This window comes from Streptococcus pseudopneumoniae, assembly GCF_038148935.1.
GTDB classification, from domain to species: domain Bacteria; phylum Bacillota; class Bacilli; order Lactobacillales; family Streptococcaceae; genus Streptococcus; species Streptococcus pseudopneumoniae_U.
On record NZ_JBBJZX010000003.1, the window covers coordinates 1 to 18,633 of the forward strand.

Annotated in this window: 14 protein-coding genes, 1 tRNA gene, 2 pseudogenes and 1 riboswitch; of the genes and pseudogenes, 14 read left to right on the forward strand and 3 right to left on the reverse strand. The window is 39.5% G+C overall.

The genetic code is table 11. From position 1 onward, the window contains the following. Positions 1-46: 46 nt before the first annotated feature. The 9 genes and pseudogenes from WKI42_RS00620 to WKI42_RS00660 all read left to right on the forward strand — a co-directional run. Positions 47-103: pseudogene (locus tag WKI42_RS00620) on the forward strand (DUF1542 domain-containing protein); the annotation flags it as partial. 243 nt (positions 104-346) lie between these two features. Continuing rightward, positions 347-550: pseudogene (locus WKI42_RS00625) on the forward strand (hypothetical protein); the annotation flags it as partial. Between the two features lie 27 nt (positions 551-577). After that, the gene (locus WKI42_RS00630) at positions 578-994 is read left to right on the forward strand and encodes a transmembrane domain-containing protein (RefSeq protein WP_368080929.1); all 417 of its coding nucleotides are present in this window, start codon (positions 578-580) and stop codon (positions 992-994) included. Between the two features lie 227 nt (positions 995-1,221). Then, complete coding sequence (gene ccdA2 / locus WKI42_RS00635) at positions 1,222-1,929, forward strand: thiol-disulfide oxidoreductase-associated membrane protein CcdA2 (RefSeq protein WP_368080908.1); 708 nt, start codon at positions 1,222-1,224, stop codon at positions 1,927-1,929. Positions 1,930-1,940: 11 nt separating this feature from the next. Then, positions 1,941-2,498, forward strand: a complete 558-nt coding sequence (sdbB, locus tag WKI42_RS00640) for a thiol-disulfide oxidoreductase-associated lipoprotein SdbB (protein WP_368080909.1) — start codon at positions 1,941-1,943, stop codon at positions 2,496-2,498. A 120-nt stretch (positions 2,499-2,618) separates the two neighbouring features. Beyond that, positions 2,619-4,010 (forward strand): APC family permease, encoded by a 1,392-nt coding sequence (locus tag WKI42_RS00645; protein ID WP_368080910.1) that lies wholly within the window; start codon positions 2,619-2,621, stop codon positions 4,008-4,010. Positions 4,011-4,174: 164 nt separating this feature from the next. Beyond that, positions 4,175-5,092 (forward strand): zinc-binding lipoprotein AdcAII, encoded by a 918-nt coding sequence (gene adcAII, locus WKI42_RS00650; protein ID WP_049539664.1) that lies wholly within the window; start codon positions 4,175-4,177, stop codon positions 5,090-5,092. A gap of 7 nt (positions 5,093-5,099) precedes the next feature. Further along, positions 5,100-8,192 carry a pneumococcal-type histidine triad protein gene (locus WKI42_RS00655; protein ID WP_368080911.1) on the forward strand — a complete coding sequence of 1,031 codons (3,093 nt, stop codon included), beginning with the start codon at positions 5,100-5,102 and terminating at the stop codon, positions 8,190-8,192. A gap of 210 nt (positions 8,193-8,402) precedes the next feature. Beyond that, positions 8,403-11,960 (forward strand): pneumococcal-type histidine triad protein, encoded by a 3,558-nt coding sequence (locus tag WKI42_RS00660; RefSeq protein WP_368080912.1) that lies wholly within the window; start codon positions 8,403-8,405, stop codon positions 11,958-11,960. Between the two features lie 35 nt (positions 11,961-11,995). On the opposite strand, the gene pepT is transcribed toward WKI42_RS00660, so the two are convergent. After that, entirely contained in the window at positions 11,996-13,219 is a 1,224-nt protein-coding gene (pepT, locus tag WKI42_RS00665) for a peptidase T (protein WP_368080913.1), read from the reverse strand. 153 nt (positions 13,220-13,372) lie between these two features. Here pepT and hemH point away from each other — a divergent pair, with 153 nt between their 5' ends. After that, positions 13,373-14,467, forward strand: a complete 1,095-nt coding sequence (gene hemH, locus WKI42_RS00670; protein ID WP_368080914.1) for a ferrochelatase — start codon at positions 13,373-13,375, stop codon at positions 14,465-14,467. A gap of 41 nt (positions 14,468-14,508) precedes the next feature. On the opposite strand, the gene mscL is transcribed toward hemH, so the two are convergent. Together mscL and WKI42_RS00680 are read right to left on the reverse strand one after the other, a co-directional pair. After that, complete coding sequence (gene mscL, locus WKI42_RS00675; RefSeq protein ID WP_000916792.1) at positions 14,509-14,886, reverse strand: large conductance mechanosensitive channel protein MscL; 378 nt, start codon at positions 14,884-14,886, stop codon at positions 14,509-14,511. Between the two features lie 81 nt (positions 14,887-14,967). After that, the gene (locus WKI42_RS00680) at positions 14,968-15,399 is read right to left on the reverse strand and encodes a GtrA family protein (RefSeq protein WP_050115368.1); all 432 of its coding nucleotides are present in this window, start codon (positions 15,397-15,399) and stop codon (positions 14,968-14,970) included. Positions 15,400-15,427: 28 nt separating this feature from the next. Further along, a riboswitch (PreQ1 riboswitch) is annotated at positions 15,428-15,525 on the forward strand. On the opposite strand from WKI42_RS00680, the gene WKI42_RS00685 reads away from it, so the two are divergent. From WKI42_RS00685 to dapA, 4 genes are all read left to right on the forward strand, one after another. Further along, complete coding sequence (locus tag WKI42_RS00685; protein WP_050115370.1) at positions 15,523-16,032, forward strand: QueT transporter family protein; 510 nt, start codon at positions 15,523-15,525, stop codon at positions 16,030-16,032. Its footprint overlaps the riboswitch before it by 3 nt. A gap of 99 nt (positions 16,033-16,131) precedes the next feature. Beyond that, positions 16,132-16,204 (forward strand) — tRNA-Thr (locus tag WKI42_RS00690). Between the two features lie 354 nt (positions 16,205-16,558). Then, on the forward strand, positions 16,559-17,635 hold the full coding sequence (locus WKI42_RS00695) for an aspartate-semialdehyde dehydrogenase (RefSeq protein ID WP_368080915.1): 1,077 nt from the start codon (positions 16,559-16,561) through the stop codon (positions 17,633-17,635). 55 nt (positions 17,636-17,690) lie between these two features. Further along, entirely contained in the window at positions 17,691-18,626 is a 936-nt protein-coding gene (gene dapA / locus WKI42_RS00700) for a 4-hydroxy-tetrahydrodipicolinate synthase (RefSeq protein WP_000121606.1), read from the forward strand. Positions 18,627-18,633: the final 7 nt, after the last annotated feature.

Genomic DNA, 18,633 nt, shown 5'->3' on the forward strand with positions numbered 1-18,633 from the left:
CCGTTTTGATTTGACAACTGAGGACAAGTCAAGAGCATTGCAACAGGTGGATCAAGAAGCCAAGGATGCTAAGACTGCTGTAGACAAGGGCGTAACAAATAAGGATGTAGAACAGGCAAAAGTGGCAGGAATCGATGCTATCAAGAACATCAATCCACAACCATCTCCACGTCCGCTTCCTACGCCTCAACCTCAACCTTCTACCCCTACTCAGCCAGACCAAGGAGCTACTGAGACTCCAACAGCTCCATCTGAGCCAGCTCCACAACCGTCTCAACCAACTGCTCCGAGTCAACCTGCAAGTCCTGCTCCAGTTCCAAGTTCAGCTCCGACTCAAGCTCCTAGAGTGGCAGCACGTCCTTCAGCTAGCTCAACGAGCACGCAAGCTCCAGCTCAAGAGCAAGTTGACAAGTCTGAACTTCGTGCCTTGACTCAAGAGTTAGACCAACGCTTGAAAGCTTTGGCAACAGTATCTGATCCGAAAATCGATGCAGCCAAAACTGTCCTCCTAGATGCTCAAAAAGCTCTGGAAGATAGTACCTTGACAGAGCAAGGTCTGCGTACTGCAGTAGAGTCTGTGGAGGCTGCCTTGGACTCTCTCAAAGATGTGAAAGCAAATGCTAGCGACAGCAAGCCTGCACAGGACAAGAAGGATTCCAAGAAAGGAACGGAGGATAGTAAGGATTCAGATAAGATGACTGAAACAAACTCAGTTCCAGCAGGAGTGATTGTGGTCAGTCTACTCGCTCTCCTAGGTGTGATTGCCTTCTGGTTGGTTCGCCGTAAGAAAGAGTCAGAAATCCAGCAATTAAGCACGGAATTGACCAAGGTTCTCGGACAGCTAGATGCAGAAAAAGCGGATAAAAAAGTCCTTGCCAAAGCCAAAAAACTTCTCCAAGAAACCCTTGATTTCGTGAAAGAAGAAAATGGCTCAGCAGAGACAGAAGCTAAACTAGTAGAGGAGCTTAAAGCAATCCTTGCCAAACTCAAGTAAAACATAACTTATGAAATGTCATACCTAAAAGACATTTCCGTTCACAAAAGCAGCGACGAGTAACCCTTGTCGTTGCTTTTTGGCTATTTTGGGGTGAGGTCTACCTTGACTAGCAAAAGAAAAGATTGGTCTAGTAGTGCCAATACTATTTTACGTAGCAGAAAGCTTACAAATAAAATTGAATATAGTAAAATAGGATTAGAAATCTTAAGAAAGTTGGTTCTTTATTGGAAACGCTAGTATTTTCAATCTCCGTTTTTTTAGCAGGGATTTTGTCCTTCTTTTCCCCTTGCATTTTTCCACTTCTGCCAGTTTATGCTGGGATTTTATTGGATGATCAGGAAAGTGCAAAAAGCTTTTCTTTATTTGGGAGAAAAGTTGCTTGGTCAGGTTTGATTCGAACGTTTTGTTTTATCGCAGGTATCTCTCTTATTTTCTTTATTCTAGGCTTTGGTGCTGGTTACTTTGGTCATATTCTCTATGCCAATTGGTTTCGATATGTCATGGGATCTATTATTATCATTTTAGGCCTTCACCAGATGGAAATTTTTCACTTTAAGAAATTAGAGATTCAAAAAAGTTTTACTTTTAAGAAATCAGAAGCCAATCGTTATTGGTCAGCTTTTTTACTCGGTATTACCTTTAGCTTCGGTTGGACGCCTTGTATCGGTCCAGTTTTAAGTTCTGTTTTAGCGCTTGCGGCTTCTGGTGGTAATGGAGCTTGGCAAGGAGCTATTTATACTCTTATTTACACTCTAGGGATGGCAATTCCTTTCTTGGTCTTGGCACTAGCTTCAGGAGTAGTCATGCCTTATTTTAGTAAAATTAAACGTCATATGATGCTACTGAAGAAAATTGGTGGTTTCCTCATTGTTTTAATGGGAATTTTGTTAATACTGGGACAAGTAAATGTTCTAGCTGGAATTTTTGAATAAAGGAGAAAAAGATGAAAAAAGTAATGTTTGCTGGCTTAAGCCTCTTGTCATTAGTTGTACTGATGGCCTGTGGTGAGGAAGAGACTAAAAAGACTCAAGCTCCACAACAGCCAAAACAACAAACGCCTGTACAGCAAATTGCTGTTGGAAAAGAGGCTCCAGACTTCACCTTGCAATCCATGGATGGTAAAGAAGTCAAGTTATCTGATTATAAGGGTAAAAAAATCTATTTGAAGTTTTGGGCTTCCTGGTGTGGTCCATGTAAGAAAAGTATGCCAGAGTTGATGGAATTAGCTGCAAAACCAGATCGTGATTTTGAAATTCTTAGTGTCATTGCACCAGGAATTCAAGGTGAAAAAACTGTTGAGCAATTCCCACAATGGTTCCAAGATCAAGGTTATAAGGATATCCCAGTGCTTTATGATACCAAAGCAACCACCTTTCAAGCTTATCAAATCCGAAGCATTCCTACAGAATATCTGATTGATAGTCAAGGGAAGATTGGAAAGATACAATTTGGTGTTATCAGCAATGCGGATGCAGAAGCAGCTTTTAAAGCAATGAACTAGAATCGATAAAATCTGATTACAAGATGTAGTCAGATTTTTTTAGAAAAACATTTTATAAATATTCACAAATCTCCTATATTTATGGTAAAATAGAATCATCAGTTTATTTTGGAGTCAAAGATGAATATATTTAGAACAAAAAATGTTAGTTTAGATAAAACGGAGATGCACAGGCATTTGAAGTTATGGGATCTGATTTTGCTAGGTATCGGAGCCATGGTAGGGACAGGTGTCTTTACAATTACAGGTACTGCAGCTGCTACACTTGCTGGCCCAGCCCTAGTGATTTCAATCGTCATTTCTGCCTTGTGTGTAGGATTATCAGCCCTCTTTTTTGCAGAATTTGCTTCACGAGTACCCGCTACAGGTGGTGCCTACAGTTATCTCTATGCTATTTTAGGAGAATTTCCAGCTTGGTTGGCTGGCTGGTTAACCATGATGGAATTCATGACAGCTATATCTGGTGTGGCTTCGGGTTGGGCAGCTTATTTTAAAGGCTTGCTCTCTCAATACGGGATAGCTCTTCCTCAGGCTTTAAATGGTACCTTTAATCCTCAAGCTGGGACATTTGTTGATTTATTGCCTATTCTTGTCTTGGTCTTGGTGACTTCGCTTGTTTTACTAAATGCTAAAGCAGCTTTACGCTTTAATTCGATTCTAGTTATTTTGAAATTTTCCGCTTTAGCTCTCTTTGTTTTAGTAGGAATTTGGAATATTAAACTTGGTAATTGGAGCAATTTTGCTCCTTACGGTTTTGGACAAATCTATGGTGCTAGTACTGGTATTATGGCTGGTGCGTCCTTGATGTTCTTCGGTTTTTTGGGATTTGAATCCATCTCTATGGCTGTAGATGAGGTCAAGACTCCTCAAAAAAATATTCCTAGAGGGATTGTCTTATCGCTTTCTATCGTAACTATTCTCTATGCCTTGGTGACCCTTGTCTTGACTGGTGTGGTTCACTACAGTCATCTAAATGTCGATGATGCCGTTGCCTTTGCCCTTCGTAGTGTTGGGATCAGTTGGGCAGCCAACTATGTGTCATTAGTGGCTATCTTGACCTTGATTACAGTTTGTATTTCAATGACTTATGCCCTATCGCGTATGATTTACAGTTTAGCCCGTGACGGATTGATGCCTGCCGCCTTTAAAGAACTAACGAAGACTAGCAAGGTACCAAAGAATGCGACTATCTTGACAGGTCTAGCTTCAGCAGTAGCAGCAGGAATATTCCCACTAGCCAGTATCGCAGCCTTCTTAAATATTTGTACCCTTGCCTACTTGATTATGCTGGCTTATGGGCTGATTCGCCTACGGAAAGAAAAAGGAATGCCAAAAGCTGGAGAATTTAAAACACCATTAGTACCGGTATTACCGATTTTATCAATCATCATTTGTTTATCCTTTATGTTGCAGTATAATATGGAAACCTGGATTGCTTTCCTAGTTGCATTGTTAGTAGGGAGTATGATTTATTTCACTTATGGCTATAAGCATTCTACCATAGAAGAATAAAAGAAGAATAAAAGAAGAATAAAGTGAGAATCTGTTGAGTTGTTGAAACTCAGCAGATTTTTATATGTGAAAGAAATTTCAATTTTTTTCTTAAAATAGCTTGACAGATTAAATTTTTAGGAGTAGAATGTTTACCAGTTAATTAAATAGTTAAGGGGTTATCCATGAAAAAACAAAGTTTATTTTTAGTATTGTTAAGTGTCTTTCTTTTGTGTTTAGGGGCTTGTGGTCAAAAGGAAAGCCAGACAGGGAAAGGGATGAAAATTGTGACCAGTTTCTATCCTATCTACGCTATGGTTAAGGAAGTATCTGGTGACTTGAATGATGTTCGGATGATTCAGTCAAGTAGCGGGATTCACTCCTTTGAACCTTCAGCGAATGACATCGCGGCCATCTATGATGCAGATGTCTTTGTTTACCATTCGCATACACTCGAATCTTGGGCAGGAAGTTTAGATCCTAATCTAAAAAAATCTAAAGTGAAGGTTTTAGAGGCTTCTGAGGGAATGACTTTAGACCGCGTCCCAGGGCTAGAAGATGTGGAAGCAGGGGATGGAGTTGATGAAAAAACGCTCTACGATCCACATACTTGGCTAGATCCTGAAAAAGCTGGAGAAGAAGCCCAAATTATCGCTGATAAACTTTCAGAGGTGGATAGTGAGCATAAAGAAACTTACCAGAAAAATGCGCAAGCCTTTATCAAAAAAGCTCAAGAATTGACTAAGAAATTCCAGCCTAAATTTGAAAAAGCGAGTCAGAAAACTTTTGTAACACAACATACAGCCTTTTCTTATCTTGCTAAGCGATTTGGACTGAATCAACTTGGTATTGCAGGGATCTCTCCTGAACAAGAACCAAGTCCACGACAACTAACAGAAATTCAGGAATTTGTTAAAACCTATAAGGTTAAAACGATTTTTACAGAAAGCAACGCTTCTTCAAAAGTAGCTGAAACTCTTGTCAAATCAACAGGTGTAGGTCTTAAAACTCTAAATCCTTTAGAGGCAGACCCACAAAATGACAAGACTTATTTAGAAAATCTGGAAGAAAATATGAGTGTTCTAGCAGAAGAATTAAAGTGAGGAAAGAATGAAAATCAATAAAAAATATGTAGCAGGTTCAGTGGCAGTTCTTGCCCTAAGTGTTTGTTCCTATGAGCTTGGACGTTACCAAGCTGGTCAGGCTAAGAAAGAGTCTAATCGAGTTGCTTATATAGATGGTAATCAGGCTGGTCAAAAGGCAGAGAACTTGACACCAGATGAAGTCAGTAAGAGAGAGGGAATCAACGCCGAACAAATTGTCATCAAGATTACGGATCAAGGTTATGTGACCTCCCATGGAGATCATTATCATTACTATAATGGCAAGGTTCCTTATGACGCTATTATCAGTGAAGAACTGCTTATGAAAGATCCGAATTATCAGTTGAAGGATTCAGACATTGTCAATGAAATCAAGGGTGGCTATGTTATTAAGGTAAACGGGAAATACTATGTTTACCTTAAGGATGCGGCCCATGCGGACAATATTCGGACAAAAGAAGAGATTAAACGTCAGAAGCAGGAACACAGTCATAATCATAATGCAAGCACAGATAATGCTGTTGCTGCAGCCAGAGCCCAAGGACGCTATACAACGGATGATGGGTATATCTTTAATGCCTCTGATATTATAGAAGATACGGGTGATGCTTATATTGTCCCTCACGGCAATCACTTCCACTATATTCCTAAGAGTGACTTGTCTGCCAGTGAATTAGCTGCTGCCCAAGCCTTCTTATCTGGAAAAGGCGGTCAATTAAGTACCGTTGAATATCGTTCTAGCAGGGGAGAAACAAGATCTAGTGTGAGAAGGACTCAATCTGAGACACCTCAAAATCCTGCAACAGATTCTGAAAGTCAAAATGAAGATTTAGCTAGTCTCCTTCAAGAATTGTACGCTTTGCCACTTAGCCAACGTCATGTGGAGTCTGATGGATTAGTATTTGACCCAGCACAGATTATAAAACGTACTGCAAATGGTGTGGCAGTGCCTCACGGTGATCATTTCCATTTCATTCCTTATTCGCAAATGTCTGCTCTGGAAGAAAAATTGGCTCGAAATCTGCCAATTGGAGGTCAGCCAGTTCAAAGTCATTCTGACAATACGAAACCAAGCAGTTCTGAGAAACTAAGTTCAACTATTAAACCAAACTTTCATCTCAATACTCAAGCATCGAATCGAGCAACTGGAGGCGCCTATACAACGGATGATGGGTATGTTTTTAGTCCGTCAGATGTGATTGAAGATACAGGTGACGCTTTTATTGTACCTCATGGCAATCATTTCCACTACATACCAAAAGGCGCTTTGTCGGCAGGGGAATTGGCTGCTGCTCAAGCTTATTGGAATGGTAAGCAGGGCTCTCGTACTTCTTCAAGTTTTAGTCATAATGCAAATCCATCTCAACCAAGATTGTCAGAGAATCCTAATCTAACTGTCAATCCAACTTATCATCAAAATCACGGGGAAGATATTTCAAGCCTTTTACGTGAATTATATGCTAAACCCTTATCAGAACGCCATGTAGAATCGGATGGACTAGTATTTGACCCAGCACAGATTACAGACCGTACTGCCAATGGTGTTGCTGTACCTCACGGAAATCATTATCACTTTATCCCTTATTCACAAATGTCTGATTTAGAGCAGAAGATTGCAAGAATGATTCTGTTAAAAGGGCAAAATGGTGCAGTCGTGCCAGGAATGCATTATTTGAAACCAGCACCAAAACCGCAAGCTCAACCGTCAACTGAGAAAAAACAAACTAATTTTGCAGTAGAACAGGTTGTTAGAAAAGTTGGAAAAGGATATGTTGTGGAAATTGCTGGTGTCAGCCACTATGTTTTTGCTAAAGACTTGGCTAAGGATAAGATTGATGCTATTGAAAATCTCTTGTCTAAGAAAACTCAAGAGACACATGCTCTAGTTGCGAAGAAAGAAAACGTCTCTTCTCGTGACAAAGAATTTTATGATAAAGCTTATAATCTGTTAACTCAGGCTCATAAAGCCTTGTCTGAAAATAAGGGGCGTGCTGTTGATTTTCAAGCCTTAGACAAATTAGCAGAACGCTTGAATAATGAATCTTCTAATAATAAAGTAAAATTGGTAGATGATTTATTGGCATTTCTAGCACCGATTACCCACCCAGAACGCCTTGGCAAACCAAATGCTCAAATTGCCTATACAAACGATGAAATTAAATTAGCGAAATTAGCAGGTAAATATACAACCTCAGATGGCTACATTTTTGACGAACATGATATTGAAAGTGATGCAGGAAATGCCTACGTCACTCCACACTTGAACCATAGCCACTGGATTAAAAAAGACAGCTTATCTGAAGCTGAAAGGGCAGCAGCTCAGGCTTATGCTAAAGAAAAAGGCTTACAAGCTCCAAATTCTACTGAAGCAAAACCAGAGGCAACAGGGACAGAAGCTATCTATAACCGCGTAACAGCTGAGAACAAGGTACCATTAGAAAAAATACCAAATCATTTACAGTATACTGTAGCTGTACAGAATGGTTACTTTATAATTCCTCACTTTGATCACTATCATAATCTTAAGTTTGCATGGTTTGACGAAGGACTCTATAAGGCACCTGAGGGTTATACCTTAGAAGATTTATTTGCGACTGTAAAATACTACGTTGAACATCCGGACCAACGTCCTCATTCAGATAATGGTTGGGGTAATGCTAGCGACCATGTTCGTAAAAATAAGGCAGACCAAGACGGTAAACCTGATGAAAATAAGGAACATGATGAAGTAAGTGAGCCAACTCGCCCTGAATCTGATGAAGAAGAGAATCACGCAGCTTTAAATCCTTCAGCAGATAATCTTTATAAACCGAGCACTGATGAAGACGAGACAGAGGAAGAAGCTGAAGATACTACAGAAGAGCCAGAAGTCCATCAAGTAGAGACTGCAAAAGTAGAAGCTAAACTCAAAGAAGTAGAAGCTTTACTTGATAAAGTAACGGATGCTAGTCTGAAAGCTACTGCAACTGAAACCCTGGCTAGTTTACGAGGTAACTTGAGCCTGCAAACCATGGATAATAATGACATCATGACAGAGGCAGAAAAATTACTTGCTTTGTTAAAAGGTAGTGAGTCAATTGAGACGAAACCAGAAGCATAAGTTTATCCTATTAAATCAAGATGATGTAAGAGTCAGTAGCAATACTGGCTTTTATTTTTTTAAATGATATAAAAATCTTGACAGATAAACTTAAAAAAGGTAAACTATTTACTGGTTAATTAAATGGTTAAATAACCAGTTTAGAAAAATTGTTTAACCGAGAAAAAGAAGTTAAGAAAAAGCTTCATCATTTATTGAAATGAGGGATTTATGAAATTCAGTAAAAAGTATATAGCAGCTGGATCAGCTGTTATCGTATCCTTGAGTCTTTGCGCCTATGCACTGAACCAGCATCGATCGCAGGAAAATAAGGACAATAATCGTGTTTCTTATGTGGATGGTAGCCAGTCAAGTCAGAAAACTGAAAACCTGACACCAGACCAGGTCAGCCAAAAAGAAGGAATTCAGGCTGAGCAAATTGTCATCAAAATTACAGATCAGGGCTATGTAACGTCACACGGTGACCACTATCATTACTATAATGGGAAAGTTCCTTATGATGCCCTCTTTAGTGAAGAACTCTTGATGAAGGATCCAAACTACCAACTTAAGGATGGAGATATTGTCAATGAGGTCAAGGGTGGTTATATCATCAAGGTCGATGGAAAATATTATGTCTACCTGAAAGATGCAGCTCATGCTGATAATGTTCGAACTAAGGATGAAATCAATCGTCAAAAACAAGAACATGTCAAAGATAATGAGAAGGTCAGCTCTGATGTTGCTGTAGCAAGATCTCAGGGACGCTATACGACAGATGATGACTATGTCTTTAATCCAGCTGATATTATCGAAGATACTGGTGATGCTTATATCGTTCCTCACGGAGGACACTATCACTACATTCTAAAAAGTGATTTGTCTGCTAGTGAGTTAGCAGCAGCAAAAGCTCATTTAGCTGGGAAAAATACGCAACCGAGTCAGTTAAGCTATTCTTCAGCAGCTAGTGATAATACTAATCAAGCTATAGAGAAAGAATCAACTAGCAAGCCAGAAAGCAAAGTTGAAAATCTCCAGAGTCTTTTGAAGGAACTCTATGATTTACCTAGCAACCAACGTTATAGTGAATCAGACGGTTTAGTCTTTGATCCTGCTAAGATTATCAGTCGTACACCAAATGGAGTTGCGATTCCACATGGCGACCATTACCACTTTATTCCTTACAGCAAGCTTTCTGCTTTAGAAGAAAAGATTGCCAGAATGGTGCCTATCGGTGGAACTGGTTCTACGGTCTCTACAAATGAAAAACCTCATGAAGTAGCGTCTAGTCTAGGAAGTCTTTCAAGTAGTCCATCTACTTTGAATAGTGCCTCATTACTTACAAATAAGCCTATCTCTTCAACATCTGATGGCTATATTTTTAATCCAAAAGATATTGTTGAGGAAACAGCAACAGCTTATATCGTAAGACATGGTGATCATTTCCATTACATTCCTAAGTTGAATCAAATTGGACAACCGACTCTTCCAAGTAATAGTCTAACAACACCTTCGCCATCTCTTCCAATCAATCCAGGAACTTCACATGAGGAACATGAAGAAGATGGTCACGGCTTTGATGCTAATCGTATTATCGCTGAAGATGAATCAGGATTTATCATGACTCATGGTAATCACAATCATTACTTCTTCAAGAAAGATTTGACAGCAGACCAAATTAAGGCAGCGCAAGACCACTTGAAAGGGGCAAATACAGCAACACCAAATCCAGCTCATGATGACGATCACGATGACGATCACGATGAAGATCATCATGGACACCATCATGATGAAGACCATGATCACGGTTTTGATGCCGATCGTGTCATTAGTGAGGATGATCAAGGCTTTGTCATGACTCATGGTAACCACAATCATTACTTCTTCAAGAAGGACTTGACACCAGAACAAATCAAGGCAGCTCAGGATCATTTGAAAGCACATCATGGTGCAGAGCCTGTAAAACCTCTTGCTAAAACGGTAGAGTCTTTCTCAAGAGATGCTAGTGATGAAGAAAAGATTGCTTACATTTCTAAGACCTATGGTGTTCCACTTGAAGCGATTAGAATTTCAAACGGATTCTTTGTCTTTGGAAATCCAGACCAAGCCTACGATCCAACTCATATCCACCCATATGCTGTTCGTAAGGAACACGTTCGACTTCCACTCCAGACTGGCAATCCAGAGCTTGATTTCCTAAATGAACTTTATACGACTGCCTTACGTGATGGTGTGTCTCCTTATAGTTTGCAGGTAGAAAATGGTAGTTTTGTGATTCCTCATGGCGACCACAATCACTATATCAAGGTTCAAACGAAGGGATATGAAGTGGCTTTGAAAAACAAGATTCCAGCCCTACAATCCAATTATCAACCTGGAGCCTTTGATGAGAAGGCAGTCTTGGAAAAAGTAGATCAACTTCTAGCTGATAGCAGAAGTATCTATAAAGACAAACCTATCGAACAAAGACAGATTGAGTTAGCTTTAGGTCAGTTTACTGAAAATATGAAGAAACTGGCAACCAACTCTACTGTGGGCTATCTAAAAACACTTGACCTCTTTGATAAACAATACATCCATATTGATGAAAGTGTCAAACCTGTTGAAACAAGTGCTTTAGATAAGAAATATCAATCCTTGATTGATAAAATCAATACACTAGATACAGACTCTTATGGGCTTCCTAAGAAAGACCTTCTCGTTCGACTCCAAGAAGCTAAATTGGCAAAAGATGAGGCTGGTTTAGTAGCGGTTGAATCACAACTTCAAGCCTTGCAAGATTTTAATGACCGAACAGGTGTTACAACTGTGGAATACATCAAGTATTTCTACGAACACGTAAATGACGGTCGTTTGAGTGATGAACTTCGAAATAAAGTAGCTCAGTTGACTTGGACCTTGTATCAATCTCAATCCTTCCTTAAGGCAGCAGAATTGAACAAATTATTCCCAAGCATCTATCAGGCAAAACAAGAAGTAGAAGAGGCTTTGAAAAATCAGCCAGCTTCTACAAAAGTAAATGAAACAGTTTTAGATAAAGAAACAGTTGATAACCAATCTGCTAAGCAAGCGATTTATGAATTTTTGAAAGATCTTTATCCTGATCTTAAAAAAGAAGAGCATGTCAATCATGTTAGCAAGGAAGAAGTAGAAAGTCTTTTGAGCAAGGCAACTCAACTCTTGGAGCAAATCCAAGAAGAAGGAATCAGACAATCCTTGGCAGAAGAAGTAGAAAATCTCAAAGCTGCTACAAACAAGGCTGATGCAGACTTGGATGAAGTAAACAGCCAGGTGAAAGATGTCTTGACTCGTATCGCTAGCGCCCTTCAACAGGAAAAGGAAAATGCTGAGCAAGATCCTCAGACACTTGTACTCTATCAAAAACTCTACGATATTCTCATATCGCTTCACTCTTATTTAGAAAGTAATAATGGATCTGATGCGGACTTTGATAAAGTGGATGCATTACTAGATCAACTTTCTGCTAAGAGTAAAGACAAAGCAGCTTTACTTGAATTGACAAAAGCTATTCTAGTTTTGAATCACCAAATCCAGTCAAAATCAAGTGCGAGTGAAGAAACAAGTCCAGCAAGAAATGCTGAAGCAAATGGTGCTAACACCAGTGCTGAGAACCAACCAAACGCAACTGCAGAATCTAACAGTGAAACTGCTAGCGACGAAAACAAACCAAGCAACGCAACAGATTCTAAATCTGCTGAATCAGTTCCAGAAAAGGAAACAACAGAATCTCCAACAAGCACTGGAAATCAGGAAAAAGCAGTAGAATAAAAAGAAAGGCGAAGTAGCTGAACTACCTCGTCTTTTTAGTATTTATAAGCTACGATACCAATGATGGTATCAACTGCGCGTTCCATGGTCTGAAGGCTGACGTATTCAAAACGTCCGTGCATATTTTCGCCACCAGCAAAGATATTCGGAGTTGGGATTCCCATAAAGGAAATCTTAGAGCCGTCTGTCCCTCCACGAATTGGTTCGATAATAGGAGTGATACCCAGATCTTCCATAACGGCTTTAGCAATGGTAATTGGAGTCATATCTTTTTCAATGACTTCTTTCATATTGTAGTACTGGTCTGTCAAGTTGAGAGTGACACGGTCGCTACCAAGTTCTTGATTCATCTGATCAGCGATAGACTGCATAGCTGCTTTACGCGCTTCAAAGGCATCTTTTTCAAAATCACGAATAATGTAGCTTGCACGCGCCTCCTCGACACTACCAGTCACATCCATAAGATGGTAGAACCCTTGGTAACCATTCGTTAACTCAGGTCGGTCATTTTCTGGAAGTTGATTATGAAAATCAATTGCTAGCTGAAGGGCGTTGACCATTTGCCCTTTGGCAGTACCAGGGTGGACATTACGGCCTTGGAAATGCAATTCAGCACCCGCTGCTGAAAAGGTCTCGTACTGAAGCTCACCTAGTGGGCCACCATCAACAGTGTAAGCAAAATCAACATCAAAATCTTCTGCATCAAATTTATTAGCACCAACACCGATTTCCTCATCTGGACCAAAACCAACACGAATTTCACAGTGTTCGATTTCAGGATGAGCAGTTAGATATTCAATAGCAGTCATAATTTCAGCAATACCTGACTTGTCATCAGCCCCCAGCAAGGTTGTTCCATCGGTTGTGATGAGCGTTTGTCCTGGATATTTCTCAAGACTCTTGAAGTCGGCAGGATCGAGTTTGAAACCAGAGTTTCCAAGTTCAATTACTCCACCATCATAGTTTTCAATTACCTGTGGATTGACTCCTTCAGCATTAAAATCAGCAGTATCCATGTGGGAGATGAAGCCAATTTTACGTGTTAAAGATGGATCGTTAGCTGGCAAGGTTCCAATAGCAAAACCATTCGGTAGATAATAAACATTTTGTAATCCAACACGTTTCATTTCAGGAATCAGAACATTGGTTGCGAAGTCAACCTGACTCTGTGTACTTGGAGTAGTAGTAGAGTGTTCATCAGAGCGCGTGTTGACCTTAACGTAGGTCAAGAAGCGGTTCAAGAGATTTGGATAAGTCATAAAAAACTCCTTTTGAATTCATTTTTTCCATTGTATCATAGAAAGAAGAGAAAAACAAAAGACAGAAGTTAGGGCAATCTGCTATGTTAGCGTTTACTTATCAGTGGATTCATGATAAAATAAACTTGATAAAAATATCACAAGGAAGCGATTATGAAAAAAGCAATTTTAATGATGACCTTCGGTTCGCCAGAAGAGATTACCTTTGAAGGTGTGGCTGATTTTTTCACAAATATTCGTCGTGGAGTGAGACCTCAAGACCACGAGATTCAAACACTCTATGATAATTATGTACTTATTGGAGGTACGCCTCTGCAAAGAATTACCCGAGAAGAGGTTGCCTTGGTAGAAGCTAGGCAGGGGAATGAGTATAGTGTTTATTTTGCTAATAAGTTTTCTAGACCCTTTATTCCAGATGTGATAAGTCAGATGGAAGCAGACGGAATCGAGCAGTGTATTTGCTTGATTTTGGAGCCTCATTATTCTTTCTACTCTGTCATGGGCTACGAGAAATTTTTAGAAAGCAAACAAATTAAATTTTTAGTTATCAAGGACTGGTATCAAGAAGAAGCGCTCTTAAACTATTGGGCAGATGAAATTGCTAATATTTTAAAAGAAGAAGTAAAGCAGGATAGCTTTAAAGTCATCTTTTCAGCCCACAGTGTGCCCATTTTTGCCTTGGATTTTGGAGATCCTTATATCGATCAAATTTTTGAAAATAGCAAGCTAGTCGCTGAAAAACTAGGTTTGAGCTCTGAGCAATATACTAACACTTGGCAAAGTGAAAGTGATATCGGGATTCCATGGATTAAACCTGATGTCTTGGAGTATCTCAGAGAACAGAAAGAACATCCAGACCATTATATTTTTGTACCTATTAGTTTTATTAGTGAGCACATTGAAGTCTTGTTTGACAACGATGTGGAATGTTATGACTTGTGTCAAGAATTGGGTGTCAACTACCATCGACCACCAATGCCAAATACGGATTCTCGTTTAATTGATGCCTTAGTCAATACAGTTAGAGACAATGAAAATCAAGAGTTTAAGGAATTTCTCCCAGAAGAAGAAACCTTTGATGAATTAGTTCCTTCAGACGAGACGAAAAACATTTTGGCTGAATCTGAAGATTTACAAATGCCAGAATTTGTGAAAAAACTGATTGAGAAAAAAGGTCGTGAAAATGTTAAGATGCCATATTTGATCAAGAAAATGCTAGAGAAAGCAGGTAAGTTACCCAAAGAGTAAAGAAAAAAGGATTTAGCTTTGTGCTAGATCCTTTTAATCGATTATTTTTTCTCCAAAAGTGCTTTTATTTCTTGAAGGACTTCCAATTCGGTTGGTTTTTTTTCGTCAGTTTTTTCTTCCTTTATACCAGTCAGTTTCTGTGCTTTTTCAATACCCTTGATAATAAAGAAGAGGGCGGTACCGACAAAGATAAAATTGATAATAGCACTTAAAAAGTTACCATAGCCGACTCCATGCCAAGACAGTTGAGCGATACGTTCGACTTTAGCAGCTTTCAAAGCGGGATTTAAAATAAGAGGAGTGATAATGTCGTTTACAAGTGAAGTAACGATAGCACCAAAAGCAGAGGCAATGACAACACCGACAGCAAGGTCAATAACATTTCCTCGAAGCAAGAATGATTTTAGATTTTTTAACATACTGTTTTCCTTTCAACGTTTCGAGTTTCATTGTATCCTAAATCATTATAGAAGGCAATTAAAAGGCTCATAAATGGAACATTATTTTCTAAAAATATAGACCTTGCTCAAGATATAATTGATGATAATAATGAGTATTTGTGCAATTATTGTTTCAATAGTATTTATCCTATCAAGATTTTCATTTACAAATTGCCCTATGATATGAGGGAATTGAGTCACAAACAGAAAAGTAAAGAGCAAATCTAACAGAAAAGTAGAAAGGCGGGCAAGAGTAAATTTCACTAAACGTCTTGGCCAATTCTGCCTAGCTTGCTTAAATACAATCCTATCATTTGTAATAAAGGCAAAGAGGATACCGATACTATTTGCTAGGGCAGTAGCAAGGAGTTCCTGATGACTTAGTTGATAAATGACGAATCGTGAGAGAATCGAAACTAGAGTTGTAGCAAGGCCAAAAAAGAGATAGGCTAAGATTTCATTGTTAAAAAATTTTTGAATAGGAATTTTCATGGTTTAAGTATAGCATAAAGCAGGCTATTGTGCTATACTAGTAAGGTTGAATAAAGCAACCCTTGGTGCTTAGCTTCTTTCACCAAGCATATTACACGCGGATAATCCGCTAAAGGAGAAAAGATGAAAAAATTAACTATTCGTGATGTTGCAGATATCGCAATCGTCGCTGCTATCTATGTCGTTTTGACTGTCACACCGCCCCTAAATGCCATTAGCTATGGTGCTTATCAGTTCCGTATTTCAGAAATGATGAACTTTATGGCTTTTTACAATCCTAAGTACATCATCGGAGTTACCATCGGTTGTATGATTGCTAATTTCTTTAGCTTCGGACTGCTAGATGTCTTTGTTGGTGGTGGATCAACCTTAGTATTCCTCAGTTTAGGTGTTTGGCTTTTTGCAAAATATAGCAAGGATTACCTCTTTAACGGATTGATTCGAAAAGATCATTTCCTCTTTTCAATCCTCTTTTCAATTTCCATGTTTACCATCGCTGCAGAGTTAAATATTGTAGCAGAATTACCATTTTTCCTTACTTGGTTTACAACAGGAGTTGGTGAATTTGCCTCATTGATTATTGGAGCGATTATTATCGGTAAAATTGGTCGTCGAATTGATTTAAGCAAATAGAAGAAGACAAGCTGGGGAACTCTTACCTGGCTTTTTCTTATGGAAAATCTCTGAGAAAACTTGACAAGCTTTTCTGATTATAGTATACTTTTCAAGTAAGCTGATTTAGCTCAGTTGGCAGAGCGCATCCATGGTAAGGATGAGGTCGCCGGTTCAATCCCGGCAATTAGCATGATAGAAACAAAATGACCTTGGGAGACCAAGGTTTTTCTTATCAATCTGTATAAATGAAGTTAAAGCGTTTTGGCTGTTGACAAAAGTGACTCTATCTAGTAGAATAGTAGATGCGATGAGTCGATAGGTAGTCTTCGGACTACTATTGAGCATAAGGAGGTCATAACGCAGGAGCGGACCTTGATGAGTTGTGTGAACCTGCTCATCACATGAAGATGCCTCTTAGTCCCTGGTCTAGCGACTGGGGATTTTTATTTTTCAAAAAATGATGAAAAAGCTTTGCAATTCATGGAAAAAGTAGTATAATACTTCTATTATAGAAATTTTTAGAAAATTCCGAAAGAGGTTATTTATGGGATATACAGTTGCTGTAGTCGGCGCGACAGGTGCTGTCGGTGCTCAGATGATAAAAATGTTGGAAGAATCAACACTTCCAATCGATAAAATTCGTTTACTTGCTTCTGCACGTTCAGCGGGCAAGACTTTGAAATTTAAAGATCAAGATATTACAATTGAAGAAACGACTGAAACAGCTTTTGAAGGAGTTGATGTTGCTCTCTTTTCAGCAGGTGGTTCTACATCAGCTAAATATGCACCATACGCAGTTAAAGCTGGAGCGGTGGTAGTAGATAACACATCTTACTTCCGTCAAAATCCAGACGTTCCTTTGGTTGTTCCAGAGGTCAATGCTCACGCACTTGATGCCCACAACGGGATTATTGCTTGCCCTAACTGTTCAACAATCCAAATGATGGTGGCTCTTGAGCCAGTTCGCCAAAAATGGGGCTTGGACCGTATCATTGTTTCAACTTACCAAGCAGTTTCAGGTGCTGGTATGGGAGCAATTCTTGAGACACAACGTGAACTTCGTGAAGTCTTGAATGATGGTGTAACTCCACGTGATTTACATGCCGAAATCTTGCCTTCAGGTGGGGACAAGAAACACTATCCTATCGCCTTCAATGCTCTTCCACAAATCGATGTCTTCACTGACAATGATTACACATACGAAGAGATGAAGATGACCAAGGAAACTAAGAAAATCATGGAAGATGATAGCATTGCAGTATCTGCAACATGTGTACGTATTCCAGTCTTGTCAGCTCACTCTGAGTCTGTTTATATCGAAACAAAAGAAGTTGCTCCAATCGAAGAAGTAAAAGCAGCTATCGCAGCTTTCCCGGGTGCTGTTCTTGAAGATGATGTCGCTCATCAAATCTATCCTCAAGCTATCAATGCAGTTGGTTCGCGTGATACCTTTGTTGGTCGTATCCGTAAAGACTTGGACGCTGAAAAAGGAATTCACATGTGGGTTGTTTCAGATAACCTGCTCAAAGGTGCTGCTTGGAACTCAGTTCAGATTGCTGAAACTTTGCACGAACGTGGCTTGGTTCGTCCAACAGCTGAATTGAAATTTGAATTAAAATAGTCATATCGTTTAGGAGTTCAGATGAACTCCTTCTTTGAAATAGAGAGGTGTTTTCATGTCTTATCAAGATTTAAAAGAGTGTAAAATCATCACAGCCTTTATTACCCCCTTTCATGAGGATGGTTCCATTAACTTTGATGCTATTCCAGCCTTGATTGAGCATTTATTAGCCCATCATACGGATGGAATTCTTCTTGCAGGAACGACGGCTGAGAGTCCAACTTTGACCCACGATGAGGAGTTGGAACTCTTTGCGGCTGTACAAAAGATTGTCAATGGACGTGTTCCTTTGATTGCGGGTGTAGGTACCAATGATACGCGTGACTCTATTGAGTTTGTCAAAGAAGTAGCAGAATTTGGTGGTTTTGCTGCTGGACTTGCTATCGTACCTTACTACAACAAACCTTCTCAAGAAGGGATGTACCAGCATTTTAAAGCCATTGCAGATGCTTCTGACCTACCAATTATTATCTATAACATTCCTGGGCGTGTGGTTGTTGAATTGACTCCAGAAACCATGCTTCGCTTGGCTGACCATCCAAATATTATCGGTGTTAAAGAATGTACTAGTTTGGCTAATATGGCTTACTTGATTGAGCACAAGCCTGAAGAGTTCTTGATTTATACAGGTGAGGATGGAGATGCTTTCCATGCCATGAATCTTGGTGCGGATGGGGTTATTTCTGTTGCCTCTCATACAAATGGGGATGAAATGCACGAGATGTTTACTGCCATTGCAGAAAGCGATATGAAGAAAGCAGCGGCTATTCAGCGTAAATTCATTCCTAAGGTTAATGCCCTCTTCTCATATCCAAGTCCTGCTCCTGTCAAGGCCGTTCTCAACTATATGGGATTTGAAGCTGGCCCAACTCGTCTACCTCTTGTTCCAGCACCAGAAGAAGATGCCAAACGCATTATCAAAGTCGTCGTAGATGGTGACTACGAAGCGACCAAGGCAACTGTAACAGGTGTCTTAAGACCAGATTACTAATAAGACA